The organism is Rhodococcus sp. T2V, assembly GCF_029269925.1.
Lineage (GTDB): Bacteria > Actinomycetota > Actinomycetes > Mycobacteriales > Mycobacteriaceae > Rhodococcus_F > Rhodococcus_F koreensis.
In genome coordinates this window covers 17,860-43,309 of the sequence record NZ_JARJBD010000060.1, presented here as the reverse complement: position 1 = coordinate 43,309, position 25,450 = coordinate 17,860, and the positions used below count along the sequence as shown (strand labels likewise).

Annotated in this window: 22 protein-coding genes and 1 pseudogene; 12 read left to right on the top strand and 11 right to left on the bottom strand. The window is 69.2% G+C overall.

The genetic code is table 11. From position 1 onward, the window contains the following. Window positions 1–78: 78 nt before the first annotated feature. Genes mca through P3H15_RS35830 form a run of 3 tightly spaced genes read left to right on the top strand, consistent with a single transcriptional unit; the run spans window position 79 to window position 3,306 of the window. Complete coding sequence (gene mca / locus P3H15_RS35840; RefSeq protein WP_276141591.1) at window positions 79–957, top strand: mycothiol conjugate amidase Mca; 879 nt, start codon at window positions 79–81, stop codon at window positions 955–957. Further along, window positions 954–1,274: a hypothetical protein gene (locus P3H15_RS35835; protein WP_072940693.1), complete on the top strand. Its 321-nt coding sequence runs from the start codon at window positions 954–956 to the stop codon at window positions 1,272–1,274. The genes mca and P3H15_RS35835 overlap by 4 nt, the downstream gene beginning before the upstream one ends. 16 nt (window positions 1,275–1,290) lie before the next feature. Then, complete coding sequence (locus tag P3H15_RS35830; protein ID WP_276141589.1) at window positions 1,291–3,306, top strand: thioredoxin domain-containing protein; 2,016 nt, start codon at window positions 1,291–1,293, stop codon at window positions 3,304–3,306. Window positions 3,307–3,312: 6 nt separating this feature from the next. Here P3H15_RS35830 and P3H15_RS35825 read toward each other — a convergent pair whose 3' ends face one another. Then, the gene (locus P3H15_RS35825) at window positions 3,313–3,981 is read right to left on the bottom strand and encodes a hemolysin III family protein (protein WP_124389422.1); all 669 of its coding nucleotides are present in this window, start codon (window positions 3,979–3,981) and stop codon (window positions 3,313–3,315) included. 161 nt (window positions 3,982–4,142) lie between these two features. Here P3H15_RS35825 and P3H15_RS35820 point away from each other — a divergent pair, with 161 nt between their 5' ends. After that, the gene (locus tag P3H15_RS35820) at window positions 4,143–4,910 is read left to right on the top strand and encodes an isoprenyl transferase (protein ID WP_072940685.1); all 768 of its coding nucleotides are present in this window, start codon (window positions 4,143–4,145) and stop codon (window positions 4,908–4,910) included. Between the two features lie 41 nt (window positions 4,911–4,951). Here the strand turns inward: P3H15_RS35820 and coaA are convergent, their stop codons facing one another. Beyond that, the gene (gene coaA / locus P3H15_RS35815; RefSeq protein ID WP_005238987.1) at window positions 4,952–5,884 is read right to left on the bottom strand and encodes a type I pantothenate kinase; all 933 of its coding nucleotides are present in this window, start codon (window positions 5,882–5,884) and stop codon (window positions 4,952–4,954) included. Between the two features lie 169 nt (window positions 5,885–6,053). Here coaA and P3H15_RS35810 point away from each other — a divergent pair, with 169 nt between their 5' ends. The 3 genes from P3H15_RS35810 to P3H15_RS35800 all read left to right on the top strand — a co-directional run bounded on the left by P3H15_RS35810 (window position 6,054) and on the right by P3H15_RS35800 (window position 10,313). Continuing rightward, window positions 6,054–7,274, top strand: a complete 1,221-nt coding sequence (locus P3H15_RS35810; protein ID WP_276141588.1) for a DUF885 domain-containing protein — start codon at window positions 6,054–6,056, stop codon at window positions 7,272–7,274. Window positions 7,275–7,340: 66 nt separating this feature from the next. Further along, a complete protein-coding gene (gene glyA / locus P3H15_RS35805; protein ID WP_276141587.1) occupies window positions 7,341–8,636 on the top strand; it encodes a serine hydroxymethyltransferase in 1,296 nt (431 codons plus the stop codon). Window positions 8,637–8,945: 309 nt separating this feature from the next. Further along, on the top strand, window positions 8,946–10,313 hold the full coding sequence (locus P3H15_RS35800; RefSeq protein WP_276141586.1) for a PhoH family protein: 1,368 nt from the start codon (window positions 8,946–8,948) through the stop codon (window positions 10,311–10,313). Between the two features lie 74 nt (window positions 10,314–10,387). On the opposite strand, the gene P3H15_RS35795 is transcribed toward P3H15_RS35800, so the two are convergent. Further along, the gene (locus P3H15_RS35795) at window positions 10,388–10,819 is read right to left on the bottom strand and encodes a limonene-1,2-epoxide hydrolase family protein (protein WP_276141585.1); all 432 of its coding nucleotides are present in this window, start codon (window positions 10,817–10,819) and stop codon (window positions 10,388–10,390) included. A gap of 28 nt (window positions 10,820–10,847) precedes the next feature. Then, complete coding sequence (locus P3H15_RS35790; RefSeq protein WP_276141584.1) at window positions 10,848–12,458, bottom strand: serine hydrolase; 1,611 nt, start codon at window positions 12,456–12,458, stop codon at window positions 10,848–10,850. A gap of 156 nt (window positions 12,459–12,614) precedes the next feature. Between P3H15_RS35790 and P3H15_RS35785 the strand changes: the two genes are divergently transcribed. Further along, on the top strand, window positions 12,615–13,472 hold the full coding sequence (locus P3H15_RS35785) for an acyl-ACP desaturase (protein WP_276141583.1): 858 nt from the start codon (window positions 12,615–12,617) through the stop codon (window positions 13,470–13,472). Window positions 13,473–13,533: 61 nt separating this feature from the next. Here P3H15_RS35785 and P3H15_RS35780 read toward each other — a convergent pair whose 3' ends face one another. Both P3H15_RS35780 and glpX read right to left on the bottom strand, forming a co-directional pair. Then, the gene (locus P3H15_RS35780) at window positions 13,534–14,937 is read right to left on the bottom strand and encodes a class II fumarate hydratase (RefSeq protein WP_276141582.1); all 1,404 of its coding nucleotides are present in this window, start codon (window positions 14,935–14,937) and stop codon (window positions 13,534–13,536) included. Between the two features lie 97 nt (window positions 14,938–15,034). Then, entirely contained in the window at window positions 15,035–16,075 is a 1,041-nt protein-coding gene (glpX, locus tag P3H15_RS35775) for a class II fructose-bisphosphatase (protein WP_015889665.1), read from the bottom strand. A 189-nt stretch (window positions 16,076–16,264) separates the two neighbouring features. On the opposite strand from glpX, the gene P3H15_RS35770 reads away from it, so the two are divergent. After that, a complete protein-coding gene (locus P3H15_RS35770) occupies window positions 16,265–16,834 on the top strand; it encodes a DUF4245 domain-containing protein (protein WP_009479114.1) in 570 nt (189 codons plus the stop codon). Between the two features lie 9 nt (window positions 16,835–16,843). Here P3H15_RS35770 and P3H15_RS35765 read toward each other — a convergent pair whose 3' ends face one another. From P3H15_RS35765 to P3H15_RS35755, 3 genes are read right to left on the bottom strand one after another with little or no spacing between them, the layout of a single operon-like run. Then, window positions 16,844–17,074 carry an exodeoxyribonuclease VII small subunit gene (locus tag P3H15_RS35765; RefSeq protein WP_276141581.1) on the bottom strand — a complete coding sequence of 77 codons (231 nt, stop codon included), beginning with the start codon at window positions 17,072–17,074 and terminating at the stop codon, window positions 16,844–16,846. A gap of 4 nt (window positions 17,075–17,078) precedes the next feature. Further along, window positions 17,079–18,335 (bottom strand): exodeoxyribonuclease VII large subunit, encoded by a 1,257-nt coding sequence (xseA, locus tag P3H15_RS35760; RefSeq protein WP_276141580.1) that lies wholly within the window; start codon window positions 18,333–18,335, stop codon window positions 17,079–17,081. Beyond that, window positions 18,332–18,964 carry a lipid droplet-associated protein gene (locus tag P3H15_RS35755; RefSeq protein WP_276141579.1) on the bottom strand — a complete coding sequence of 211 codons (633 nt, stop codon included), beginning with the start codon at window positions 18,962–18,964 and terminating at the stop codon, window positions 18,332–18,334. Before P3H15_RS35755 ends, xseA begins: the two co-directional genes overlap by 4 nt. Window positions 18,965–19,106: 142 nt before the next feature. On the opposite strand from P3H15_RS35755, the gene P3H15_RS35750 reads away from it, so the two are divergent. Next, window positions 19,107–20,117 carry a 4-hydroxy-3-methylbut-2-enyl diphosphate reductase gene (locus P3H15_RS35750; protein WP_072940657.1) on the top strand — a complete coding sequence of 337 codons (1,011 nt, stop codon included), beginning with the start codon at window positions 19,107–19,109 and terminating at the stop codon, window positions 20,115–20,117. Between the two features lie 28 nt (window positions 20,118–20,145). Here the strand turns inward: P3H15_RS35750 and P3H15_RS35745 are convergent, their stop codons facing one another. Both P3H15_RS35745 and P3H15_RS35740 read right to left on the bottom strand, forming a co-directional pair. Further along, window positions 20,146–21,000 (bottom strand): DUF6542 domain-containing protein, encoded by an 855-nt coding sequence (locus tag P3H15_RS35745; protein WP_276141578.1) that lies wholly within the window; start codon window positions 20,998–21,000, stop codon window positions 20,146–20,148. Window positions 21,001–21,026: 26 nt separating this feature from the next. After that, window positions 21,027–21,176: pseudogene (locus tag P3H15_RS35740) on the bottom strand (DNA recombination protein RmuC); the annotation flags it as partial. A gap of 110 nt (window positions 21,177–21,286) precedes the next feature. Here P3H15_RS35740 and P3H15_RS35735 point away from each other — a divergent pair. After that, entirely contained in the window at window positions 21,287–22,471 is a 1,185-nt protein-coding gene (locus tag P3H15_RS35735; protein WP_276141577.1) for an exonuclease SbcCD subunit D, read from the top strand. Further along, a complete protein-coding gene (locus P3H15_RS35730) occupies window positions 22,468–25,449 on the top strand; it encodes an SMC family ATPase (RefSeq protein WP_276141576.1) in 2,982 nt (993 codons plus the stop codon). The genes P3H15_RS35735 and P3H15_RS35730 overlap by 4 nt, the downstream gene beginning before the upstream one ends. Window position 25,450 lies beyond the last annotated feature (1 nt).

The window sequence follows — 25,450 nt, the reverse complement described above, 5'->3', positions numbered from 1 at the left end:
TCAGCGATGGCGGAGGCGAGAACGCGCGACACGGACAAGCCGGCAACGGCTACTGGCGAAGTTGAGGTGAACGAATACGTGAGCGGATTCCGGCTCATGGCCGTCCATGCGCATCCCGACGACGAGTCGAGCAAGGGTGCCGCGACAACGGCCCGTTACGCCGCAGAGGGCAACGAAGTGAAGGTCGTGACGTTGACCGGTGGTGAACGTGGCGACATCCTCAACCCCGCAATGGACGTGCCCGGGGTGCGTGACCGCATCCACGAGGTGCGCATCGAGGAAATGGCCGAGGCCGCGCGGATCCTGGGAGTCCAGCACCAGTGGCTGGGATTCGTGGACTCCGGCCTCCCGGAGGGCGACCCGAAGCCGCCGCTGCCGGAGGGGTGCTTCGCGCTCGTTCCGCTCGAGGAGTCGACCGAGGCGCTGGTGCGCGCCATCCGTGAGTTCCGTCCGCACGTCGTGACCACGTACGACGAGAACGGCGGGTACCCGCACCCCGATCACATCCGCTGCCACGAGGTGTCGATGGCCGCCTACGAGGCCGCCGCCGACCCGGAGCGGTTCCCCGACGCCGGGGAGCCGTGGAAGGTGCAGAAGGTCTACTACTCGCACGGCTTCATCCGGAAGCGCCTCCTGCAGTTCCAGGAGGAGTACGAGCGCCGCGGCGAAGAATTCCCGATGGCCGAGTGGCTCAAGAAGTGGAAGACCGAGCAGGGCGACCTGATGGCGCGCGTCACCACCCAGATCACGTGTGGCGACTATTTCCCGCAGCGTGACGACGCGTTGCGCGCCCACGCGACGCAGATCGACCCGAACGGCTCGTTCTTCGCGGTTCCGCTCGAGATCCAGCAGAAGATCTGGCCGACCGAGGAATTCGAGCTCGCCAAGACGCGGGTCACCACCTCCATCCCGGAGAGCGATCTGTTCGCGGGCATCCACGAGGACGGCCAGCAGTGAATGCGCTGACGGTGAACATCGTGGCCGGCGCGGCAGACATCCTGGCGCAGACGCCGAGCACCCCGTCCGGTCCCGAATTCGGCAAGGCGTCGCCCATCGGCCTCGTCGTCATTCTCGCGCTGCTCGCGGGCGTGGTGCTGCTGGTGCGTTCGATGAACAAGAAGCTCAAGAACCTGCCCGAGACGTTCGAGCCGGAGCACCCCGAACCGGATCAGGAAGTGGACGAGGGCACCGACCGCGGCGCGATCCACGGCGGCGGCGCGGGCAAGACCGAGCCGCCGAAGCCCACGGACACCCCGCCGAACCTGCAGAAGTAGTCGACAGGAGCTGGACATGGACCCACGCGAACACAACACGCTCGCTGGGTCCACCAGCCCCTATCTGCGACAGCACGCCGACAACCCCGTGCACTGGCAGCAGTGGGGTCCCGAGGCGACCGAGTGGGCGCGGGAACGGGACGTCCCGATCCTGCTGTCGATCGGATACTCGGCGTGCCACTGGTGCCACGTGATGGCCCACGAGTCCTTCGAGGACGAGGCGGTGGCGTCGCTGATGAACGAGCATTTCGTGTGCGTCAAGGTCGACCGCGAGGAGCGTCCCGACCTCGACGCCGTGTACATGAACGCCACGGTCGCGATGACCGGCCAGGGCGGCTGGCCGATGACGTGTTTCCTCACCCCGGACGGTGCCCCGTTCTACTGCGGCACCTACTACCCGGCCGAGCCGCGTGGCGGGATGCCGTCGTTCACCCAGGTGCTGGGGGCCATCGCGGACACGTGGCGGGACCGCCGCGGCGACGTCGACGACGCGGCCGCCTCGGTGGTCGCGGAACTGCGGCGCGGGGCCGGCGGCATCCCCGAAGGCGATGTCCGGGTGACCGCCGACCTGCTGGACGCGGCCGCCGGGACCGTGCTGCGGGACGAGGACGCCGAACGCGGCGGGTTCGGGGGAGCCCCCAAGTTCCCGCCGTCCGCGCTGATGGAAGGCCTGCTGCGCACGTACGAGCGGTCCGGTGACGCGGACGTGCTCGGCGTTGTGACGCGGACGGCGTCGGCGATGGCGCGAGGCGGCATCTACGACCAGCTCGGCGGCGGCTTCGCCCGCTATTCGGTCGACGCCGCCTGGGTGGTGCCGCACTTCGAGAAGATGCTCTACGACAACGCCCAGCTGCTGCGCGCCTACGCGCACCTGGGCAGGCGGACGGGTTCGGACCTGGCCGTCCGCGTCACCGAGGAGACGGTCGGGTTCCTGCTGCGCGATCTGCGCACCGGGAACGGTTCGTTCGCGTCCGCCCTCGACGCCGACACCGAGGGCGTCGAGGGACTCACGTACGTGTGGACCCCGGAGCAGCTCGTCGAGGTCCTCGGACCGGACGACGGACAGTGGGCGGCCCGGGTGTTCGCAGTGACCGCGGGCGGGACGTTCGAGGCGGGCGCGTCGGTGCTGCAGCTCCCGCGCGACCCGGACGACTGGGACCGTTGGCGCCGGATCCGGGACACCCTGCTCGCCCGTCGTGCGACGCGGCCGCAGCCGGGCCGCGACGACAAGGTGGTCACCGCCTGGAACGGCCTCGCGATCACCGCACTGGCCGAGGCGGGCGCCGGACTCGGTAGACCGGAATGGGTGGACGCCGCCGCCGAGTGCGCGCGCGTGGTGCTGGACTTGCACGTCGTGGACGGTCGGCTGCGGCGGGCGTCCCTGGGAACGTCGGTGGGCGAGCCGGCCGGGGTGCTCGAGGACTACGCCTGCCTGGCGACGGGGCTGCTCGCGTTGTATCAGGCGACCGGCGGCACCGAATGGCTGGCGCACGCGCAGTCGTTGCTCGATCGCGCTCTGATTCACTTCGCCGACGACGAGCGGCCGGGCAGCTGGTTCGACACCGCCGACGACGCCGAAACCCTCGTGACCCGTCCCCGCGACCCGGTCGACGGAGCGACACCGTCCGGGGCGTCGTGCCTGGCCGAGGCGCTGCTCACCGCGGCCGCGGTGGCCGGCGCGGACGCCTCGGGCCGGTACGCGACCGCGGCCGCCGCATCGCTCGACCGCGTCGCGCTGCTCCTGGAGCGCGCACCGCGATCGGCCGGACACTGGCTCGCGGTGGCCGAGGCCTCGGTGCGCGGCCCGATCCAGGTCGCGGTGGCCACCGACGGCGATTCCGCGCTGCTGCGGGAGGCGCGCAGGCTCGCACCCGGCGGTGCCGTCGTGGTCGGCGGCGAACCGGATTCGTCCCCGCTGCTCGCCGACCGGCCGCTGGTCGGCGGCACGTCGGCGGCGTACGTGTGCCGCGGGTTCGTGTGCGACCGCCCGGTGTCGACGGCCGAGGACCTCGCCGCCGCGTTGAGCCGGTAGTCCGGCCTACCGGAACACCACCAGCCACACGGCGATGTAGTGGCACAGCGCCGCGATGACGGTGGCGGCGTGGAAGAACTCGTGATGCCCGAACGTGGTGGGCCACGGGTTGGGCCACTTGGTGGCGTAGAGGATCGCCCCGACCGAGTACAGGATGCCGCCGATCAGCAGCAGCAGCATCGGCAGGACGCCGACCTCGTGCGTCAGTTCGGGTGCCACCGGGACGATGGCCCAGCCGAGCAGCAGGTACAGCGGCACCCCGACCCAACGCGGTGCCGTCGGCCACAGCATCTTCAGCGCGACCCCGGCGAGTGCCCCCGCCCACACGACGATCAGCAGCGTCCGGCCGGTGTCGGGCGGCAGACCCAGCACCGCGAACGGGGTGTAGCTGCCTGCGATGAACAGGAAGATCATCGAATGGTCCGCGCGCTTCATCCACGTGCGGGCCGCGACGGTGTTCCAGTGGATGCGGTGGTAGGTGGCGCTGACCCCGAACACGCCGCACACCGTGAGGCTGTAGACCGCGGTGGCGAGCGCCGCTTCCCCGGACACCTGCGTGCCCGACAGCGTGACGAGGACGAGGCCGGCGATCACGGAGACGCCGAACGCCCACAGGTGGATCCACCCTCGCAGTCGGGGCTTGACGGGCAATTCGTCGAGGCCGAAAGCGGTCACCGAACACCTCTTCTCGCTGTGCGTGGCGCTAACCTACGCAACCGTAGGTTAGCTTGTGGTGAGAGCGTACCCGTCGGTAGCAGGAAGTCGTGCGCTGTGTGACGGCCGTCGCGGATCGCCTACGGCTGCGGCGTAGTCTTGCGTGTCATGGTGATCTCCAGGTGAGTGCGCGAGGACTGCTGTACAGCATCTACGAGCGTCGGCTACTGAAGCGGCTCGACGGTCTACAGCACCCCCGGCACATAGCCGTGATGTGCGACGGCAACCGGCGGTGGGCCCGGGAGAACGGCTTCGAGGACGTCAGCCACGGCCACCGCATGGGCGCCCTGAAGATCTCCGAGATGCTCGGCTGGTGCGACGCCGCGGGCATCGAGATGGCCACCATCTACCTGTTGTCCACCGAGAACCTGCGCCGCGACCCCGAGGAACTCGACACCCTGCTCGAGATCATCACCGACGTCGTCGAAGAGATCTCGGGACCGGACAAGAACTGGAGCGTCAAGATCGTCGGCGCCCTCGATCTCCTGCCCGCCGAACAGTCCCGCCGACTGCGCGACGCGGCCGCCGGAACCGAGGGTCGCACCGGCACCCACGTCAACGTCGCGATCGGCTACGGCGGGCGCCAGGAGATCGCGGACGCCGTGCAGTCGCTGCTCAGCGAGAAACTCCTCGCCGGACTGTCGGGTGACGAACTCGTGAAATCGATCACCATCGACGGCATCGACGGCCACCTCTACACCTCCGGCCAACCCGACCCCGACCTCGTGATCCGCACGTCGGGGGAACAGCGGCTGTCGGGGTTCCTGCTGTGGCAGAGCGCGTACTCGGAGATCTGGTTCACGGAGGCGTACTGGCCGGAGTTCCGCCGCGTCGACTTCCTCCGGGCGCTGCGTGACTACGCCGCCCGGCACCGCCGCTTCGGCGTCTGACGTGAGCGGCGAAGCGTGCCGGAACACACTTCGCCACTCACCTACAGCTTCCGCAGGCGCAGCCGGTTGATCGAATGATTGGCATCCTTGCGGAGCACGAGCGTCGCGCGCGGACGCGTCGGCAGGATGTTCTCCACCAGATTCGGCCGGTTGATGTTGTGCCAGATCTCCTGCGCGGCAGACGTCGCGTCCCGGTCGGACAGTCCGGCGTAGTGGTGGAAATGCGCGTCGGGGTCGGAGAACGACGTCTTCCGCAGCGCGAGAAATCGCTGGATGTACCAGTTCTCGATGTCCTCGATCCGGGCGTCGACGTAGATCGAGAAGTCGAACAGGTCCGACACCATCAGCCGCGGACCGGTCTGCAGCACGTTGAGACCCTCGATGATGAGGATGTCCGGCTGCCGGATCAGGTGGTACTGGCCGGGGATGATGTCGTACGAGATGTGCGAATAGACCGGTGCGGCCACTTCTTCGGCCCCCGACTTCACCTCGGTGACGAACCGCAGCAGCTTGCGGCGGTCGTAACTCTCGGGAAAGCCCTTGCGGTGCATGATCCCGCGGCGGTTCAATTCTGCCGTCGGGTACAGGAAGCCGTCCGTCGTCACCAGGTCGACACGGGGATGGTGCTCCCAGCGCGCGAGGAGCGCCTGCAGGACACGCGCCGTGGTGGACTTGCCGACCGCCACGCTGCCCGCGACGCCGATCACGAACGGCACCTGCTGGTCGGGATGCTTTTCGCCGAGGAACGTCGCGGTCGCGGCGAACAGTCGCTGCCGGGCCGCCACCTGTAGGTGGATGAGACGCGACAGCGGCAGGTAAACCTCCGCGACCTCCTCGAGGTCGATCTGCTCGCCGAGGCCCCGCAGTCCGTACAGCTCTTCCTCGGTGAGGACGAGCGGCGTCGACTTACGCAGTGTGCGCCACTGCTTCCGGTCGAATTCGACGTACGGACTGGACTCGCTCGTCCGCGCCATCAGTTCCGCTCACACTCGGGTACACGGGGGAGTGAGCGGTCCGTGCCCAGAATCTCTGCCGTCGTCGTCGCGCTGGCGAGTAGCGGTTGCATAGTCGGATTGTGCTTGGTGCCACAGGTTGCGCTGTCGGCGGGTCAGGCAGACGCGTCTGCGACTAAGGTCGGACGGCATGGAATCCGATTCGTTCGTTCGCGAATACTTGCTGCTCGGGCTGGGTTTCGATCGGCTGGAGGAAGGATTCGTCGACGCGTACACCGGCGATCCGGCGCTGCGCAGGCAGGTGGAGAACGCGCCGAAGCCCGATCCGAGGGACCTCGCCCGCACGGCGGCGAACCTCCGCGCCGAGTTGCCCTCGGCGGGACTGTCCGAGGAGCGAACCCGGTTCCTCGACGTCCACCTGCGCGCGCTCGAATGCTCGGGGCGCAAATTCGCCGGTGACGACGTCGGCTTCGTCGACGAGGTCGAGGCGTACTTCGACGTCCGCATCGAACGCGGCGACGAGGACCAGTACCGGGAGGCGCACCGGAAGATGGACGCCGTGCTGCCCGGACCGGGACCGCTGGCCGAACGCGTCCGGGTGCACCGGGCGAAGGACGCGATTCCCGCCGACCGGTTGCAGGAATGCGTCGACGCCTTCTCGAGCGCCCTGCGCGACCTCGTGCGGCAGCACTACGCGCTGCCCGACTCGGAGGTGGTGGAGTACGAGGTCGTGGGCGACAAGCCGTGGTCCGGGTTCAACTACTACCTCGGCGACTACCGCTCGAAGGTCGCGATCAACTCGGACCTCGAGCAGCACATGGCGAACCTGCCGCGGCTCATCGCACACGAGTCGTACCCGGGCCACCACACCGAGCACTGCCGGAAGGAAGCCGGACTCGTCGGCGCCGGACAACTCGAGCAGACGTTGTTCGTCGTCAACACCCCGCAGTGCCTGATGGCCGAGGGCCTCGCCGACCTCGCGCTCGAATCGATCGTCGGGTCCGACTGGGGGCTGTGGGCGCAGGAAATCTACGCCGACCTCGGTCTGCGATTCGACGGTGAGCAGGCGCAACGCCTGTCCGGTGCGTCCGGACAGCTGCTCGGGGTGCGGCAGGACGCGGCGATGATGCTGCACGACGAAGGCCGCAGCCACGACGACGTCGCGGCGTTCCTGCAGCGGTGGAGCCTGTCGACCCCCGAGCGGGCCCGGCAGTCGCTGCGCTTCCTGTCCTCCCCGCTGTGGCGGGCGTACACCAGCACGTACGTGGAGGGGTACCGCCTGCTCGGGGGCTGGCTGGCCGAGGTGCCCGTCGGCGCGGAACGGTCGGAACGGTTCCGCCGACTGCTCGACGAGCCGCTCGTTCCCAGCGTCCTGCGTGCCGGTGAGGGATACCTCACCGCGGGCGGTTAGGAAGTCCTCACGGATAGTTCGTAGACTGGGAGCATTCGTTTCCGCATCCAGCTTGGAGATTCCTCGATGACCGCTGTGCCCGGTACCGACGTCAACACGGCCCCCCTCGCCGAACTCGACCCCGAAGTCGCCCAGGCCATGGCAGGTGAGCTGGCCCGTCAGCGCGACACGCTGGAGATGATCGCCTCGGAGAACTTCGTTCCCCGCGCCGTCCTCCAGGCACAGGGCAGCGTCCTCACCAACAAGTACGCCGAGGGCTACCCGGGACGCCGCTACTACGGCGGCTGCGAGCACGTCGACGTCGTCGAGGACCTCGCCCGCACCCGGGCGAAGGAACTGTTCGGCGCCGACTTCGCGAACGTCCAGCCGCACTCCGGCGCGCAGGCCAACGCAGCGGTCCTGATGGCCCTGATGAACCCGGGCGAGAAGCTCCTCGGCCTCGATCTGGCGCACGGCGGCCACCTCACGCACGGCATGAAGCTGAACTTCTCCGGCAAGCTCTACGACGTCGAGTCGTACGGGGTCAGCAAGGAAGACCACCGCATCGACATGGACGAGGTCCGCAAGATCGCCGTCGCCGCGCAGCCGAAGGTCATCGTCGCCGGCTGGTCCGCGTACCCGCGGCACGAGGACTTCGCCGCGTTCCGGTCGATCGCCGACGAGGTCGGTGCGTACCTGTGGGTCGACATGGCGCACTTCGCGGGCCTGGTCGCGGCCGGGCTGCACCCGTCGCCCGTGCCCTACGCCGACGTCGTGTCCAGCACCGTCCACAAGACGCTCGGCGGGCCCCGCTCCGGCCTGATCCTGGCCAAGCAGGAGTGGGCGAAGAAGCTCAACTCCGCCGTGTTCCCCGGTCAGCAGGGTGGGCCGCTGATGCACGCCATCGCCGCCAAGGCCGTCTCCCTGAAGATCGCAGGCACCGACGAGTTCAAGGATCGTCAGCAGCGCACCCTCACCGGTGCGAAGATCCTCGCCGAGCGCCTGACCGGCTCGGACGTCGTGGACAAGGGCGTCAGCGTCCTCACCGGCGGTACCGACGTGCACCTCGTGCTCGTCGACCTGCGCAACTCGCAGCTCGACGGCCAGCAGGGTGAGGACCTCCTCCACGAGGTCGGCATCACTGTCAACCGCAACGCCGTGCCGTTCGACCCGCGCCCGCCGATGGTCACGTCCGGTCTCCGGATCGGCACCGCCGCGCTCGCGTCCCGCGGATTCGGCGACGAGCAGTTCACCGAGGTCGCCGACATCATCGGCACCGCGCTCGCCGGTCCGTCCGACGTCGAGACGCTGAAGGCCCGCGTGTCGAAGCTCGCCGCCGACTTCCCGCTGTACGAGGGCCTCGAGGACTGGCGCCTGATCTAGGCGGCTCCGCCGCCCGTGCGTGGTTGACGACTGCAGAGACTCGTTAACCGCGCACGGGCGCGAAGCGCCTTCTCCGTGTAACCAGTTGTTCACCGACACGCCCGCCGCTCGGTCAGCCGATCGGCGTGTTTGGCAGTACCGTCGGGGGTAACAGGCAGCGGGGAAGTTGCTTGTACGGGAGGTCCTGATCGTGGCTGACACACTCAGTGCGAGGGGGCCGGCGCCCGGCCCTCGTGTGGTGACACACCAGGGACGGACCGGTCCAGCGAACCGAGTTTGCGTGGGTGCCACGCAGACCTAGGAGCCAACGTGACTGCTTCACGCTCCGTCTCAGCCCGCGTCGGACGTTCGTCCGCCGCCCCCAGGAAATCTTCGGATTCTGCAGTGCGTACGTTCGTACTCGACACCTCCGTACTGCTGTCCGACCCCTGGGCCGTCACCAGGTTCGCCGAGCACCGCGTGGTGCTTCCCCTCGTTGTGATCAGCGAGCTCGAAGGGAAGCGGCATCACCACGAGTTGGGATGGTTCGCAAGAGAATCGCTGCGCATGCTCGACGACCTCCGTCTCGAGTACGGTCGACTCGACCAGCCCGTGCCGATCGGCACGGACGGCGGCACCCTGCAGGTCGAGCTGAATCACACCGACCCGTCGGTTCTGCCGGTCGGATTCCGCACGGACAGCAACGATTCGAGGATCCTGGCCTGCGCACTGAACCTCGAGGCCGAGGGCGGTGACGTCGTCCTGGTCAGCAAGGACATCCCGCTGCGGGTGAAGGCCGGTGCGGTGGGGCTCCCGGCCGACGAGTACCACGCCCACGACGTCGTTCCGTCGGGTTGGACGGGAATGACCGAGTTGGACGTGGCGTCCTCGTCGATCGACGAATTGTTCTCCGAAGGCGTCGTCGATCTGGAGGAGGCCCGAGAGCTTCCGTGCCACACGGGTATTCGGCTGCTGGGAGGTTCGTCGAGTGCGCTGGGCCGCGTGAACGCCGACAAGCGGGTGCAGCTGGTGCGGGGCGAGCGGGAGGCGTTCGGCCTGCACGGACGTTCGGCCGAGCAGCGGATCGCCCTCGACATCCTGCTGGACGACAGTGTGGGCATCGTGTCGCTGGGCGGCAAGGCGGGCACCGGCAAGTCGGCGCTGGCGTTGACGGCGGGGCTGGAGGCGGTGCTCGAGCGTCGCACTCAGCGGAAAGTCGTTGTCTTCCGGCCGCTCTACGCGGTGGGCGGCCAGGAACTCGGCTATCTGCCGGGCAGTGAGAGCGAGAAGATGGGTCCATGGGCCCAGGCGGTCTTCGACACTCTCGACGGGCTGGCCAGCACCGAGGTGATGGACGAGGTGATCAGCCGTGGAATGCTGGAAGTTCTGCCGCTCACGCACATTCGCGGACGGTCGCTGCACGATTCGTTCGTGATCGTGGACGAGGCGCAGTCGCTGGAACGCAACGTGCTGCTCACGGTGCTGTCCCGGCTGGGTACCGGGTCGCGGGTGATCCTCACCCACGACGTCGCCCAGCGCGACAATCTGAGGGTCGGACGTCACGACGGTGTGGCCGCGGTGATCGAGAAGCTCAAGGGGCATCCGCTGTTCGCGCACATCACGTTGACCCGCAGTGAGCGTTCGCCGATCGCGGCGCTCGTGACGGAGATGCTGGAGGAGTTCGGGCCGACGCCGTAGGCGACTGCCCCGCAGCGTGATCCGCCCGATGTCACCACGGTCCGAACGAACCGAGGCGACATCGGGCGGATACGTCAGAACGCCTTCACGATGCCTTTGAGCGTGCCCCACAGGACATCCCGGTTGCTGAAGTAGTCGCGCCAGACGGCGATCTTGCCATCCCTCATCTCGAACGTGCCGCACACCCAGAATTCGCTGCGCAGCCGCTTGTAGATCAGGACGTCGGTGCGTTCGGTCAGCACGGCCGTTCCGTCGTCGGCGATGTGGTGCAGGCGCACGTCGAATCCGAAACCGGGACGGCTCATTCCGCGGAAGATCCGCATGACGGCGCCGATGCCGCGGATCTTCGGCAGCGACACGTTGTGCCACACGATGTCGTCGTGGAGATACTGCTGCGCGGTGTCCGGATCGCCGGCGACGAGGGCGTCCAGGAATGCCCGGACCACGTGGATATCCGCCGTCTCCGTGCGATCGGTTCCCGTCGGTGCATGCGAGTTCGTGTTCATGATCTTCTCCCCGTCGGTTGTGTCGGGCTCAGCGGACGAACGTCCCCGTGCCTTCCGTGTCGTAGTACTCGAGTGTGACGTCGTTGCCGGCGAACGTGGCCTTCGAGATGGTTCCGGGCGGGGCGTTCTCCCCGCTGAGCGTGAAGGTGAAGGTGTCGCCGTCCCAGTGGGTCAGGCGGTGTGTCTGCCCGGCGGGCCCGAGCCCGAGCGTCAGTGCGCCGTTGCTCTCGGTGACGACCGCGGGCCCCCAGTACGGGTTGTTGTACGTGCCCGCGTAGATCGGCAGCGGCTGCGGTGGCGCCGGATTCGCGGGGGCCGTCTGGCCGACGAGACTGCCCTCGGGCTCGGACATCGGCGAGATGGCCTGCCGGTACAACGATCTCCAGTCCTCGCGGATCTCCCCGAACTGGACGAGGTCGGCGAACTCGGCGGTGAGGGTCTCGGGAATTCCGATGGGCGACCCGTTGGTCAGCGCGACGATCGCGACGTCGGCGGACGGTATCGCGACGAAGTTCGTCGCCACCCCGAGCTGGAACCCGCCGGAGTGGCTGAGGGAGACCCGGCCGGCCGGGGTGGTCGAGACGTTGAACCCGTAACCGTACGATCCCGGACGGCTGTCCATCGAACGCGGTGGGCTGGACACGATCTGAGGACTGACCGCCGGTTGCAGCGCCTCGGGGGAGACGATCTCCTTGCCCTCGAACGTTCCGTCGGCCAGCAGCATTGCCAGCCATTTGCCCATGTCGTTGACGGACGAGCTCACCCCGCCTGCAGGGGACTGCGCGTCGGGGTTGCGTACCGCATCGGCGACGTACTTGCCGTCGACGAGTTGGTGCGCGACGGCGCGGTCGCTGCGGGCCTCGTAGTCGGCGAACCGCGAACTCGTGGCCGACATTCCCAGCGGCCCGTAGATCGCCTGCTCGGAGAGCGTCGCCCAATCCGTCCCCGATGCCGCCGCGACGGCCTCGGCCGCCGCAGTGAGACCGAAGTTGGTGTACTCGTAGGTGATCCGGAACGGGTTCAGCGGGTCGAGCCGGAGTTTGTCGAGCACCTGCTGCTGGTCGTACCCCAGGTCCTCGAGGCGGTCGCCGGCATGATCGGGCAAGCCCGACCGGTGTGAGTACAGATCGCCCACCGTGACGTGCTCGGTGACCCACGGGTCGGCGAGGGCGAAACCGGGCAGCTTGGACACCACGGGAGTGTCCCAGCCGACGACGCCGGCATCGACCTGACGGGCCACCACCGTCGACCCCACCGACTTCGACATCGACGCCAGTTGGAACACGGTGTCGGCGTCCACCTTCTGATCGGTGCCCGCCTCGCGCACCCCGAATCCCTTCGCGTAGACGGTCCGCCCGCCGTGGACGACGGCGACCGCCATGCCCGGCAGTCCGGAGCTCTCCATCAACTCGTTCGCCAGGTCGTCGAGGCGGCCCACGGCATCGTCGATCTGGCCGTCGGGAATGTCGACGCCCGCGACGGCGGCCGGGTTGGGCGGGCCGGAGGACTCCGAGGTGGGATTGGCGCCGGACGCGTCGGCGGATCCTGCGTCGTCCGCGTCGGAGCCGCACCCGGTCACGAGTGACCCGCCGAGAGCGAGAGCCGAGAGAAGTATCGTCAGGTTCCGAAGTCTGCGCATTGGTGATCCTCTGCTCGGGCCCGGGGAAGCCGTGAACTGCCAGCGTAACGACCGCAAGCCCATGACCTGGATGTTTTCGTCACAACGCCGGCGTTGTTCACGTCGAATCCACCGGTGGTCGACCCGGCTCCGGGCCGCGGACGCTACGGTGTGCGGATGCCGATTGAAAAAAACGACTCGCAGCTGCTCAGTGAGCTGGCCCCGGTGGTGGACGAAAACCTCACGCGCCACATCGCCGAGGCGGACGGCTGGCAGCCGCACGATCTGGTTCCGTGGGACCAGGGCAAGAACTTCGCGTTCATGGGTGGAACGGATTGGTCGGCAGATCAGTCGACCCTGAGCGATGTCGAGGCGCTCGCGCTGACGGTGGGCGTGCTGGTGGCCGACAACGTGCCCGCATACCACCGTGAGATCGCCAAGCACCTGGCCCTGGTGGGCCCGTGGTGGCGCTGGGTCGGCCGCTGGACCGCGGAGGAGAACCGGCACTCCATCGTGCTGCGGAACTACCTGATGGTGACGCGCGCCGTCGATCCTGTCGCCCTCGAGCGCGCCCGGATGGACGAGATGGTCCGCGGTTACGCGATGCCGCCGATGCATCTGATCGAGATGCTCGCGAACTCTGCATTCGAGGAGAAGGCCGCGGCCGTGCGTCATCACAACACGGCCGCGCTCGGTGAGGACCCGCTGGTGGCCGTGATCGCCGAGCGACTGGCGTCGGACGACGAACTGCAGTCGCTGTTCTACCGGAACGTCGTCGAGGCGGCGTTCGAGCTGGTGCCCGACCAGACGATGCGCGCCATCGCCTCGCGGATCGCCGCGTTCGACGTGCCGAGCGTGGCACTGCCCGGCGGAACCGACAGCACCGCGGTGCTCGCGGAGGCCGGCATCTACGACCCCGCCCAGCAGGGGGAGAAGGTGTTCGCCCCGCTGCTCCGCTCGTGGAACATCGCCGGACGCACCGACCTCGGCACCGAGGGCGAGAAGGCCCGCGACGAGCTGTCGGCGCTGCTGTAGGACTTCGATGCGAGAGGGCCCGCACTCGGTTCGAGTGCGGGCCCTCTCGCGTCGGCCGGGGTCAGTCCTTCACCTTCGCCATCGCCAGCACGTCGAGACGCTTGTCGAGTTCTTCCTCGGTCAGCTTGTCGCCGATCAGACCGCGGTCGACGACGGTCTCGCGGATGGTCTTCTTCTCCTTCAGCGCCTGTTTGGCGACGGCCGCGGCCTCCTCGTACCCGATCGCGGAATTCAGCGGCGTCACGATGGACGGCGACGACTCCGCGAGGGTCTTGAGGTGCTCGGTGTTCGCGACGAGCCCCACGACGCACCGGTCGGCGAACAGTCGCGACACGTTGGACAGCAACGTCAGCGATTCGAGCAGGTTCCGCGCCATCATCGGGATATACACGTTGAGTTCGAAGGCGCCCGCCGCACCGCCCCAGGCGACCGCGGCGTCGTTGCCGACCACCTGTGCGGCAACCTGGGTGGCGGCCTCCGGGAGAACCGGGTTGACCTTGCCGGGCATGATCGAACTGCCGGGCTGCAGGTCGGGGAGACGGATCTCGCCGAGACCGGTGAGCGGACCCGACCCCATCCAGCGGATGTCGTTGGCGATCTTGGTCAGCGACACCGCGATCGTGCGCAGCGCGCCGGAAGCCTCTACCAGTCCGTCACGCGCGGCCTGCGCCTCGAAGCTGTTCTTCGCCGGGATGAGGGCGTCGACGCCCGTCGCCTTGACCAGTTCGGCGACGACCTTCGGTCCGAATCCGTCCGGGGCGTTGAGTCCCGTCCCGACCGCGGTGCCGCCGATGGGCAGCTCACCGAGCCGCGGCAGACAGGCCACCACCCGCTCCATCCCGGCCTCCATCTGACGGGCGTACCCGCCGAACTCCTGACCGAGCGTCACCGGGACGGCGTCCATGAGGTGGGTGCGGCCCGACTTCACGACGGTCTTCCACTCGGTGGACTTGTCGAGCAGGGCGAGGCGCAGGTGGTCGAGGGCGGGCAGCAGGTCCTTCACCGCCGACTCGGTTGCCGCGACGTGCGTCGCGGTGGGGAAGGTGTCGTTCGACGACTGCGACATGTTGACGTCGTCGTTGGGGTGGACGACCACACCGTTCGCCGCGGCGATCGACGCGATCACCTCGTTGGCGTTCATGTTGGAACTGGTGCCCGAACCGGTCTGGAAGACATCGATGGGGAACTGGTCGTCGTGCTTGCCCTCGGCGATCTCGCCGGCCGCGGCGATGATGGCATCCGCCTTCTCGGCGTCGAGGAGCCCGAGATCCTTGTTGACCTGCGCACAGGCTGCCTTCAGCAGACCCATCGCGCGTATCTGGGTGCGCTCGAGACCTCGACCGCTGATCGGGAAGTTCTCGACGGCGCGCTGAGTTTGCGCGCGCCACAGCGCATCCACGGGCACCCGCACCTCGCCCATGGTGTCGTGTTCGATCCGGTACTGCTGCTCGTTGCTCTCGGTCATGCGTCAAACATGCCACTTTCGAGCGCGTCGTGGGGGTGCTCCCCGTGCGCCTTTCCGGTTGCTGCTGCATCCGGAAAGGCGCACGAGCCCGAAGGGCCTAGAACGTCGGCGGGATGGCGCCGTCCTCGCCCGTGAAGTCCACGGACGAGTACTCGCGCAGCTTCTCCAGACGGTGGTACGCGTCGATCATGCGGACGGTGCCCGACTTCGACCGCATCACGATCGACTGCGTCGAAGCGCCGCCACCGTAGTATCGGACACCGCGGAGAAGGTCGCCGTCCGTGACGCCGGTGGCGCAGAAGAAGACGTTCTCACCGGACACGAGATCTTCGGTGGTCAGCACGCGGTCCAGGTCGTGGCCTGCGTCGATGGCCTTCTGCCGCTCGGCGTCGTCGGTCGGGGCCAGCCGGCCCTGCAGCGAACCACCCATACAGCGCATGGCGGCGGCGGCGATGATGCCCTCGGGCGTGCCACCGGTGCCGAGCAGGATGTCGGTGCCCGACTCCGGACGCGCGGCGGCGATCGCACCCGCGACGTCGCCGTCGGAGATGAGGCGGATCCGGGCGCCGGTGTCCCGGACCTCTTCGATCAGCCGGGCGTGCCGGGGACGGTCGAGGATGCAGACCGTGACGTCGGAGGGGGACGCCTTGCGGACCTTCGCGACCCGCTTGATGTTCTCGGCGACGGGAGCGGTGATGTCGATGACATCCGCCGCGTCGGGTCCGACGGCGATCTTCTCCATGTAGAACACGGCGGACGGGTCGAACATCGCGCCGCGCTCGGCGACCGCGAGAACGGAGATCGCGTTCGGCATGCCCTTGGACATCAGGGTGGTGCCGTCCACCGGGTCGACGGCGAAGTCGCAGTCCGGTCCGTCGCCGTTGCCGACCTCTTCGCCGTTGAACAGCATCGGGGCTTCGTCCTTCTCGCCCTCGCCGATGACGACGACGCCGCGCATCGAGACCGAGCTCACGAGCTGGCGCATGGCGTCGACGGCGGCGCCGTCGCCACCCTCCTTGTCGCCACGGCCGACCCAGCGACCGGCAGCCATCGCACCAGCCTCGGTGACTCGGACCAATTCCAGAGCAAGATTTCGGTCCGGGGCCTCGCGGCGACTCGAAGTGGTGCTAGCCGTCATGGGCAGTGCCTCCTGGTGCAGTCACGGTCGACGTTGTACGTCGACGCTGTGTCGGTGGCCGTCGGCCGCCGATTGTCGGGTGGATCTCGCTGCTGATTCTCCCAGAAAGATGTGTGACGTGCGCTGCTGGGGCGCGAATCAGGGGACCGAGAATCGTTGTTCCGGGACCGACCCTGGATACTGGTGGGCGTGGCATCTGATAAACCCCGCATCCTGCACAACAACCGCGACATGGTGTGGTCGCTCGTACCCCTTGTCCTGTTCTGTGTGCTGATCGCGGGTATCGCCAGCCAGTGCACGTTCAGCCCGGGCGGACCCACGAGTGGTCCGATTCCCAGCTTCGACGTGGACGCGGCGCTGAAGTACGACGCGCAGGACCTGCCGTTCCCGGTGCGCAAGCCGGAGACGCCGGAGGGCTGGACGCCCAACTCGGGCAGCCGCAGCATCGTCAGCGGTGACGGCGGCGGCGATTCGAGCACCGTCGGATTCATCACCGAGGCCGGCCGCTACATCCAGCTGACGCAGAGCAACGCCGTCGAGACGGTGCTCGTGCCGTTCGTCGCGGGTGGTCCGCGGACGGCGACGGGAACCGAGGACGTCGCAGGTCACAGCTGGATCGTGTACGGCGGGGAGGGTGTCGAACCGATCTGGGTGTCCGATTTCGGCGACGTCCGGCTCCTCGTCACGGGCAGTGCGTCACCCGAAGCGTTCGAGCAGCTCACCACCGCGGCGGCCGACGCTCCGATCCTCGCCGCCTGACGACCGGTGTCAGCCCTCGTCCTCGGCGTGGGCGAGGGCAGTCTCGACGCGCTTGCGGGCCCCCGCGAGGTGCTCCTCGCAGCGTGTGGCCAGCGCCTCGCCGCGCTCCCACAGCGCGAGTGACGCGTCGAGGTCGAGGCCGCCCTGTTCGAGCACCTTGACCACGTCGACGAGCTCGTCGCGCGCCGCCTCGTAACCGAGTTCCGCGATGTCGGTGTCGTTTCCGGTGGGGTTGCTCATGTTCCTACTTGTCCTTTCCCATCACCGCGGCGCGGATTGCGCCGTCGGCGACTCGAACGCGAATCTGGGTTCCCGGCGGGGCGTCGTCGACCGAACGCAGGACCTCCGGGTCGCCGTCCGGCACGATCCGCTGGACCACGGAGTAGCCGCGGGCCAGGGTCGCGGCGGGCCCGAGGGTCGTCAGCCGTGCCCGGAGGTGCTCGATCGTGGTGCTCTCCGCGGCGATCGCGCGGCTGATGTCGCGTCGCCCGGCCTCCCGTAGTCGCTCGACCTCGTCCGACCGGTGGTCGAGTGCGCGCAACGGGTCCGCGAGGACCGGCCTGCTGCGCAGCTGGGAGACCAGATGCGACTCGCGCTGCACCCAGTTGCGCAGGGCGGCCGCGCTCCGCGACCGCAGTTCGCCGACGAGTGCCTGCTCGGCGACGGCGTCCGGCACCACCCGCTTGGCGGCGTCCGTCGGTGTCGCGGCCCGCAGGTCGGCGACGTGGTCGCTGAGCGGACTGTCCGGTTCGTGGCCGATGGCGCTGACCACCGGGGTGCGGCACGCGACGATCGCCCGGCACAGCGTCTCATCGGAGAACGGCAGCAGATCCTCCACGCTGCCGCCGCCGCGCGCGAGGATGATGACGTCGACGTGCGGGTCGGCGTCCAGTTCCTTCAACGCGTCGAGGATCTGCGGCACCGCGGTCGCGCCCTGCACCGGAGTGTTGCGCACCTCGAAGCGCACGGCGGGCCAGCGGCGTTGCGCCACGCTGAGGACGTCGTGCTCGGCGGCGCTCGCGCGACCGGTGATCAACCCGATGGTGCCGGGCAGGAACGGCAGCGGACGCTTCAGCCGAGGGTCGAACAGGCCCTCCGCGGCCAGCAGCGCGCGCAACCGTTCGATCCGGGCCAGGAGTTCGCCGATCCCGATCGCACGGATCTCCGTGACCCGCAACGAGACCGACCCGCGGCCGGTGTAAAACGACAATTTGCCGAACATCACCACCCGGCTGCCCTCGGTGAGCGGGACGGGCGAACTCTGCAGCAACTGCGGGGAGCAGGTCACCGACAGCGACATGTCGACGGACGGATCGCGCAGCACCAGAAACGCCGTCCGGGTGCCCGGACGCGCGTTGATCTGGGTGATCTGTCCCTCCACCCAGACACTCCCGAGCCGGTCGATCCACTGTGCGACCTTGGCCGACACGGTGCGGACCGGCCACGGCTGCTCGGCGGTACTCGGTCCGGTACTGGCTGCGCGGGGCTGTGCGGAGGTCACTTGGCCTTGGCGGTGGTGATGCGGTTGGTCAGCATGGTCTGGAACGGTGCGCGGGCCAGGGTCGCGTTCTCGTAGTCCAGCAGCGCCGTGAGGTCCTCGACGGACAGGCTGCGCAGACGCGCCCGCAACTGGGCCAGGGTCAGGGTGCCGTAGTCGAGGACGACGGCGATCTCGGGTTCGGCCACGGCAGGCCGGGTGGTGGCGGGCTTCTTGCTCGCCGTCTTCGTGGTGGCGGCGCCGTTGGTGGCGGCGGGTGCCGCCTTCGGGGCCGCGATCTTCTCGGGTGTGCTCTCGTCCTGCGGGCTCAGCGAGTACAGCGCGAACCGGCCCGGTCCGGCAGACCGCTCCTCGGTGGCGCCGTCGACGCCGGGCGCGGGATCGGTGTCCTCGTCGAAGACGGCCCAGGCGGGCTGTTCGTCGTCGTGGGTCCAGTTGATGAGTGCGAAGGCCTGGTCGCCCTTGATGGCCAGTGCCGTCATGGACTGTTGAACGCGCATCGTGGTCTGCAGCACCTGACTGACCGCGGTCATGGGCAGGGTCGCCGCGGTGGTCGGCAGTTTCCTGGCCTCTTCGACGGCCGTCACGGCGATTCCGGCGGCGACACGCGCCACGAACGGGGGACGAATCATTCCCACAGCCTGCCTGACAACGGCACGTTTGGGTAGCCGACGTGCCCACAGCGTCGACGACTTCGGTGCGACGATGCGCACACTACCCCGCCGAGGCCCCGCGAAAGTGTCGTCCGTCCGGGGTGACCCGTAGTCTGGAACCATGTCTTCGGCTGTTCCACTCAATGTGGGTATCACACGTTCGGCAGATTCGGGTGCGTCGCGTGCCGACGGCGGGAAGCGCGTACTGCTCGCGGAGCCCCGCGGCTACTGCGCCGGCGTGGACCGCGCCGTCGAAACGGTGGAGAAGGCGCTCGAGAAGCACGGCGCCCCCATCTACGTGCGCAAGGAGATCGTCCACAACCGGCACGTCGTCGAGACGCTGAGCGACCAGGGGGTGGTCTTCGTCGACGAGACCGACGAGGTTCCCGAGGGTGCGCTGCTCGTGTTCTCCGCGCACGGCGTGTCTCCCGCGGTCCACGAATCGGCCGCCGCACGCAATCTGCGCACCATCGACGCCACGTGCCCGCTGGTCACGAAGGTCCACCAGGAAGCCAAGCGTTTCGCCCGCGACGACTTCGACATCCTCCTCATCGGCCACGAGGGCCACGAGGAAGTCGAGGGCACGGCCGGCGAGGCCCCCGATCACGTGCAGCTCGTGGACGGCCCCGATTCCGTCGACGCCGTGACGGTCCGCGACGAATCGAAGGTCATCTGGTTGTCGCAGACCACGTTGAGCGTCGACGAGACGATGCAGACGGTCGCTCGCCTGCGGGAGCGTTTCCCGAGTCTGCAGGACCCGCCGAGCGACGACATCTGCTACGCCACCCAGAACCGTCAGGTGGCGGTCAAGGCGATGGCCCCCGAGTGTGATCTCGTCATCGTCGTCGGATCCCGCAACTCCTCCAACTCGGTTCGCCTCGTCGAGGTCGCGCTGGGTGCGGGCGCGAAGGCGTCGTACCTGGTCGACTACGCCCGCGAAGTGGATCCGGCCTGGCTCGACGGTGTCCGGACGGTGGGGATCACGTCGGGCGCGTCCGTGCCGGAAATCCTGGTGCGGGGTGTGATCGATCTGCTCGACGAGCACGGATTCCACGACGTCCAGCCGGTCACCACGGCCAACGAGACGCTGGTCTTCGCGCTGCCGCGTGAGCTTCGCGCCGCGCGGACCTGATCGGCCCGCTACCTGCGCTGTCGCCGCTCTAGCGGGGCTGCTCCGACTCGAACGGCGGCTCGTACCGGTCGCGGTAGCGCACCTGCGGAATGGGGTGGGCAGGCACGTCGTGGTCGGGCCGCGGCATGGTCCGCGGCGGGACCGATCGCGGCGCCTGCGTGGTCCGCGGCGGTGCCGACCGGGGCGCCTGCGCTGCCCGGTCGACCATCGGTGGTGGAGGCGCCGTGCGCCCGCCTGACGAGGACGAGCGGCGGGGCGGTGGTGTGGCTGCCCGTCGCGACGACCGGGGGTGCTCCCGTGCGGCACCCCTCGAGGTGTCCGTGTCCCTGTCCCGCGCCCGACGCGCCGGCGGGGACTGCTCCGACCCTTCGGCTGCGCGCCGAGGACGGGCGGTGCGGGGCGCCCGCTGCGCACGGCGACGCTCCGAGGTCCGCGCGGGACCGGTCTTGCGCTGCTGCAACAGGAAGAGGCGGAGCCCACCGATCAGCAGCGTCACCACGGTGGCGGCGAGCATCACCGGGAATCGGTTGACCAGCGGATACGCAACGTTGATCGCCAGATCTTTCAGTGCGGTGCTGTTCTCCTCCGCGATCAGGCTCTGCCCGAGCGGCACCGCGACGAACAGAATCAGCGGCGGCTGGACGATCGCGGTGAACAGAGCCCGGTTGCCCGCAGCCGCCACGGCGAGGACACAGCCGAGGAAGTAGAAGGTGGAGAACGCCGCCGTGAGTTCGGTGCCACGAGCCGCATCGACAGCGAATCCGACAAAGCTGACTCCGACGGCCAGGAGAATGACACCCCACCAGGGGAGACCGGGGACCGTAGGGACAATCGACCGCCTGTCGAGCGGCACCCCAGAGCGAGCACGTTGGGTTGCAGACACACAACGACAGTAGCGGCAACTTGTCGACTAGCTCCGTTGGCGTGACCGGTGGAGCCCGACAGATCCTCGAGATTTGTGCGTCGCGGCCACGAATCGACGGCGCTGACCTCGGTGATGTCGCCGTCGAAGACGTCGAGGTCGTGGAGCTTGCGGGTGGTGACTGTGACCCTCGACTCCGTCGGCGCGTGACCATGGTGCACCCGCGCGCACCGACAGCCCATTCGGCTGGACGCCACGCGGGCGAGGTGTTCGAGGTTGTCGGCACCGTGCTCTACGGTCTCGGGACATGAGGATCCTGCACACTTCGGACTGGCACATCGGACGCACGTTCCACGGGGTGGACCTGCTCACCGACCAGGCCCGTGTGCTCGACGCGATCGCCGCTCTCGTCGCCGAGCACGGTGTGGAGGTCGTCGTCGTTCCCGGAGACGTGTACGACCGGTCGATCCCCAGTGCGGACGCCGTCACTGTGTGCAATCGCGGATTCGAAGCCATCCGGGACGCGGGCGCGGTCATCGTCGCCACGTCCGGCAACCACGATTCCGCGGCACGGCTCGGCGCGGGTGCCGCGTTCTCCCGGGCGGGCGGGCTGCACCTCATGACGACGGTCGCCGGGATCGGCGCGCCCGTCGTGCTCGAGGACGCGCACGGACCCGTCGCGTTCTACGGCATTCCCTATCTCGAGCCCGAGATCACCCGCGCCCAACTCGACGTGCCGTCCGCCCGGTCGCACGCCGAGATCCTCGACGCCGCGATGGGCCGTGTCCACACCGACCTCGATGCGCGCCGCGAGAACGCACCGCGTACCCGATCGGTGGTGCTGGCCCACGCGTTCGTGGTGGGGGCGGAGGCCACCGGGTCGGAGCGGTCCATTTCCGTCGGCGGCGTCGAAACGGTGTCGGCTTCGGCTTTCGGCGGGGTCGACTACGTCGCGCTCGGCCACCTCCACTCGCCGCAGACCCTCACCGAGAACATCCGCTACTCGGGTTCGCCGCTGCCGTACTCGTTCGGTGAACGCACCCACGGCAAGGCCGTCTTCCTGGTGGACCTCGACGCCGATGGGCTGCACTCCGTCGAGCGGGTCGATCTGCCGGTGGTCCGCGGTCTGAAGCAGCTGACCGGGACGGTGCAGCAGTTGCTCGAGGACGGCGCGTTCCGCGACGCCGAGGACTGCTACGTGTCGGCGGTGCTCACCGACCCGGAACGTCCGGTCGACGCCATGCGCTCACTCCAGACCCGGTTCCCGTTCGCCGTCCACCTCGAGTGGCAACGCCCGGCCGGCGCCGACGATCTGCGGTACCGCGACAAGGTGCACGGGCGCAGTGATCTGCAGATCACCCGCAGCTTCCTCACCGACTTGCGCAGCGAACCGACGACGGGCGAGATCCGGCTCGTGGAGGCCGCTCTCGGTCACGCCGACCGGGCCGGCGAGGACACCGCCGAGGTCGTCGCGCTGGAACAGACGGCATGAGGCTGCATCGACTCGAGGTCGAAGCCTTCGGGCCGTTCGCAGGATCCGTACACGTCGACTTCGATCGGCTCGGGGCCGACGGGCTCTTCCTGCTGCACGGTCATACCGGGGCCGGCAAGACGACGGTCCTCGACGCGGTCGCGTTCGCGCTCTACGGCACCGTGCCCGGGGCGCGGAAGGACGGCAAGCGCCTCCTGTCCGACCATGCGCCCGCCGGATCCGTTCCGACGGTGACGCTCGAGGCGACGATCGCCGGCCGGCATCTGCGGCTCGTCCGCAGCCCGGAGTTCGAGCGGCTCAAGCGTCGCGGGTCGGGGACGATCAAGGAGAACGCGAAGGCCACGCTGACCTGGCTCGACGGTCACGGCGAGAACCTGTCCCGGATCCCCGACATCGCCGACGAGGTCGGGCGGCTGATGGGGATGAGCGCCGACCAGTTCTTCCAGGTGGTGCTGCTGCCGCAGGGCGAGTTCGCGAAGTTCCTGCGCGCCGACACCGAGGAGCGCGGTCAGTTGCTGGAGCGGCTGTTCGACACCACCCGATTCGGGACGGTGGAGGAGTGGTTCCTCGACCGCAGGCGCACCAGCGCCCACGAACTCGACGAGCACCAGCGGGCCGTCGACGTGCTGCTCGCGAGGGTCGCGACCGCCGCCGGGATCGAGGGCGGCGCCGACGCCGATCCGGTGACCTGGGCCCACAAGCTCGAGGACGAGGCGCGCGAAACCCGCGACCTGGCAGCGGACGACCTGCAGAAGGCCAAGAGCCGGGCGAAGGTTGCCCGCGACGCGCTCACCGAGGCGCGCCGTGTCCTCGAACTGCAGAACCGCCGTCGGCGAGCCGAGACGGAACTCGACACCCACGCGGCGGGTGCCGACCAGCGGGCCGAACTCGTCGCCGAACTGGCCGATGCGCGCCGGGCAGAACCGGTCGCGACCGCGGCGCGCGACGCCGACGCCGCCCGGGCCAAGGCCGCGGCCGCCGCGCGGAACGTCGGGGCGATCACCGACGGACTGCGCGCGACGGTGGGCGGCGCCGACCTCGTTGCGGAGTTGTCCTGGCCGCCGACCGCAGACGAACGCGAACACATCCGGGCCGGTATCCGCAGCTGGCGTGACGAGATCGTGCGCCTCGACGGGGCACTCGCCGAATCCGTTGCCGCCGAACGCCTCACCGTCGAGGTGGAGCAATTGCGCGCCCGGCAGGCCGAACTCACCGAGGCCGGTGCCGCGCTGTCGCGGGAGCGGGACCGACTGCCACTCGCCCTGCGGGAAGCGGAGAAGGCTCTCGACTCGGCGGAGAAGGCCCGCGCCGCGCTGCCCGGCCTGGTCGACACCCGGGACCGGGCAGCCGACGCCGCCTCCGCGGCGGCGCATCTCCGCACCCGCCGCGTCGAGCGGGATCGCCTCGAGCGCGCGGCGCTCGAGGCCCGGGAGCAGCACCAGGACGCGCGCGAACACTGGCTCGACCTGCTGCAACGCCGGATCGCGGGCATGGCCGCGGAACTGGCGGGCACGCTCGAAGACGGTGTCGCGTGCCAGGTGTGCGGTTCACCCGAGCATCCGCAGCCCGCCGAACCGTCCGAGCTGTCGGTCACGAAGGCCGACGAGGACACGGCACGCGCGGCGGAGCAGAAGGCCGCGGCGGCGTCGACCACCGCGACCGAGAAACTGGGCGCGGCCGAACGCGCGATCGACGTGCTCGTGCAGCGCGGCGGCGACGGCGACGCGGACGAACTCGCGCAAGCACTCTCGGCCGCGGAGAAGGCTGTGGGGGAGGCGGCTGCGCTCGGCAATCAGGTGGAGCACCGGTCCGCGTCTCTCACCGCACTGCGGGACCGCGAGCGCCGGCTGCAGGAACGATCGCGGGACGTCGGAGCCGACGCCGCCACGGTGGCCGAGAGGATCGCCGCGAGCACGACCCAGCTCGGTGAGATCCGGGTCCGGGTGAGTCAGGCGGCGGGCGACGACCCGAGCGTCGAGGGTCGGCGCGCCCGACTCGACGCCCTCGCCGATGCGGCATCGGAACTGCTGGACGCACGGGACGCCGGCGCCGGAGCCGAGTCCGCGGCCCGTGAACTCGCGGCCAAGGCCGAGGCGCTCGCCGGGGACGCCGGTTTCGGCAGCATCGACGACGCCGTGGCCGCGGTCCGGCCGGCCGCCCGCCGGGGTGAGATCGAGGCCGCACTGACGGCGGCGCGGGACGCCGAGGTCGGGGCGCGCCGCGTCCTCGACGACCCCGAGGTTGCCGCTGTCGCCGACGCGGAACCCGTGGAATTGGCGGCGGTCCAGCACGCGCACGACGCGGCGGCGGAGGTCGTGGACGTCGCCGTCGCTGCGGCGTCCGACGCCGAGCGCCGACTGCTCGATCTGGAACGGTACGTCGGTCAGCTCGAGAAGACCGCCGAGACGATTGCCCCGATGCAGGCCGCGCACGAGGAGCTGGCCGCGCTCGCCGAGGTGATTGCGGGCCGTGGTCAGAACACCAGGAAGATGTCGCTGCGGTCGTATGTGCTGGCGGCCCGGCTGGAAGAGGTTGCGGTGTCGGCGTCCGCGCGACTCGGCCGGATGTCGGCCGGGCGCTACGAATTCGTCCACAGCGACGAGGCCGGTCCGCGAGGCCGTCGCGGCGGCCTGGGACTGGACATCCGCGACGACTACACCGGGGTGGTGCGGTCGGCCAAGACCCTGTCCGGCGGTGAGTCGTTCCTGGCGTCGCTGTCGCTGGCGCTCGGTCTCGCTGATGTGGTGGCTGCCGAGTCGGGTGGAGTCGTGCTCGACACGATGTTCATCGACGAGGGATTCGGCACCCTCGACGCGGACACCCTCGACTCGGTGATGGGCGTCCTCGACGAGCTGCGTGACGGCGGCCGCGTGGTGGGCATCGTCAGTCACGTCGACGAGCTGCGTCAGCGAATACCGAGCAGGCTGCACGTGATCCGCGGACGCACCGGCTCGACCGTGGAGATGGTGGCCGGCTGAC

Coding starts and splice junctions, on each gene's coding strand:
- P3H15_RS35765 (WP_276141581.1), bottom strand. CDS start 17,074: ATGAGCAACCCCACCGGAAACGACACCGACATCGCGGAACTCGGTTAC.
- P3H15_RS35810 (WP_276141588.1), top strand. CDS start 6,054: ATGGAATCCGATTCGTTCGTTCGCGAATACTTGCTGCTCGGGCTGGGT.
- P3H15_RS35790 (WP_276141584.1), bottom strand. CDS start 12,458: ATGCGCAGACTTCGGAACCTGACGATACTTCTCTCGGCTCTCGCTCTC.
- P3H15_RS35755 (WP_276141579.1), bottom strand. CDS start 18,964: ATGATTCGTCCCCCGTTCGTGGCGCGTGTCGCCGCCGGAATCGCCGTG.
- P3H15_RS35785 (WP_276141583.1), top strand. CDS start 12,615: ATGCCGATTGAAAAAAACGACTCGCAGCTGCTCAGTGAGCTGGCCCCG.
- P3H15_RS35795 (WP_276141585.1), bottom strand. CDS start 10,819: ATGAACACGAACTCGCATGCACCGACGGGAACCGATCGCACGGAGACG.
- glyA (WP_276141587.1), top strand. CDS start 7,341: ATGACCGCTGTGCCCGGTACCGACGTCAACACGGCCCCCCTCGCCGAA.
- P3H15_RS35730 (WP_276141576.1), top strand. CDS start 22,468: ATGAGGCTGCATCGACTCGAGGTCGAAGCCTTCGGGCCGTTCGCAGGA.
- P3H15_RS35735 (WP_276141577.1), top strand. CDS start 21,287: ATGAGGATCCTGCACACTTCGGACTGGCACATCGGACGCACGTTCCAC.
- P3H15_RS35830 (WP_276141589.1), top strand. CDS start 1,291: ATGGACCCACGCGAACACAACACGCTCGCTGGGTCCACCAGCCCCTAT.
- glpX (WP_015889665.1), bottom strand. CDS start 16,075: ATGACGGCTAGCACCACTTCGAGTCGCCGCGAGGCCCCGGACCGAAAT.
- P3H15_RS35750 (WP_072940657.1), top strand. CDS start 19,107: ATGTCTTCGGCTGTTCCACTCAATGTGGGTATCACACGTTCGGCAGAT.
- P3H15_RS35780 (WP_276141582.1), bottom strand. CDS start 14,937: ATGACCGAGAGCAACGAGCAGCAGTACCGGATCGAACACGACACCATG.
- coaA (WP_005238987.1), bottom strand. CDS start 5,884: ATGGCGCGGACGAGCGAGTCCAGTCCGTACGTCGAATTCGACCGGAAG.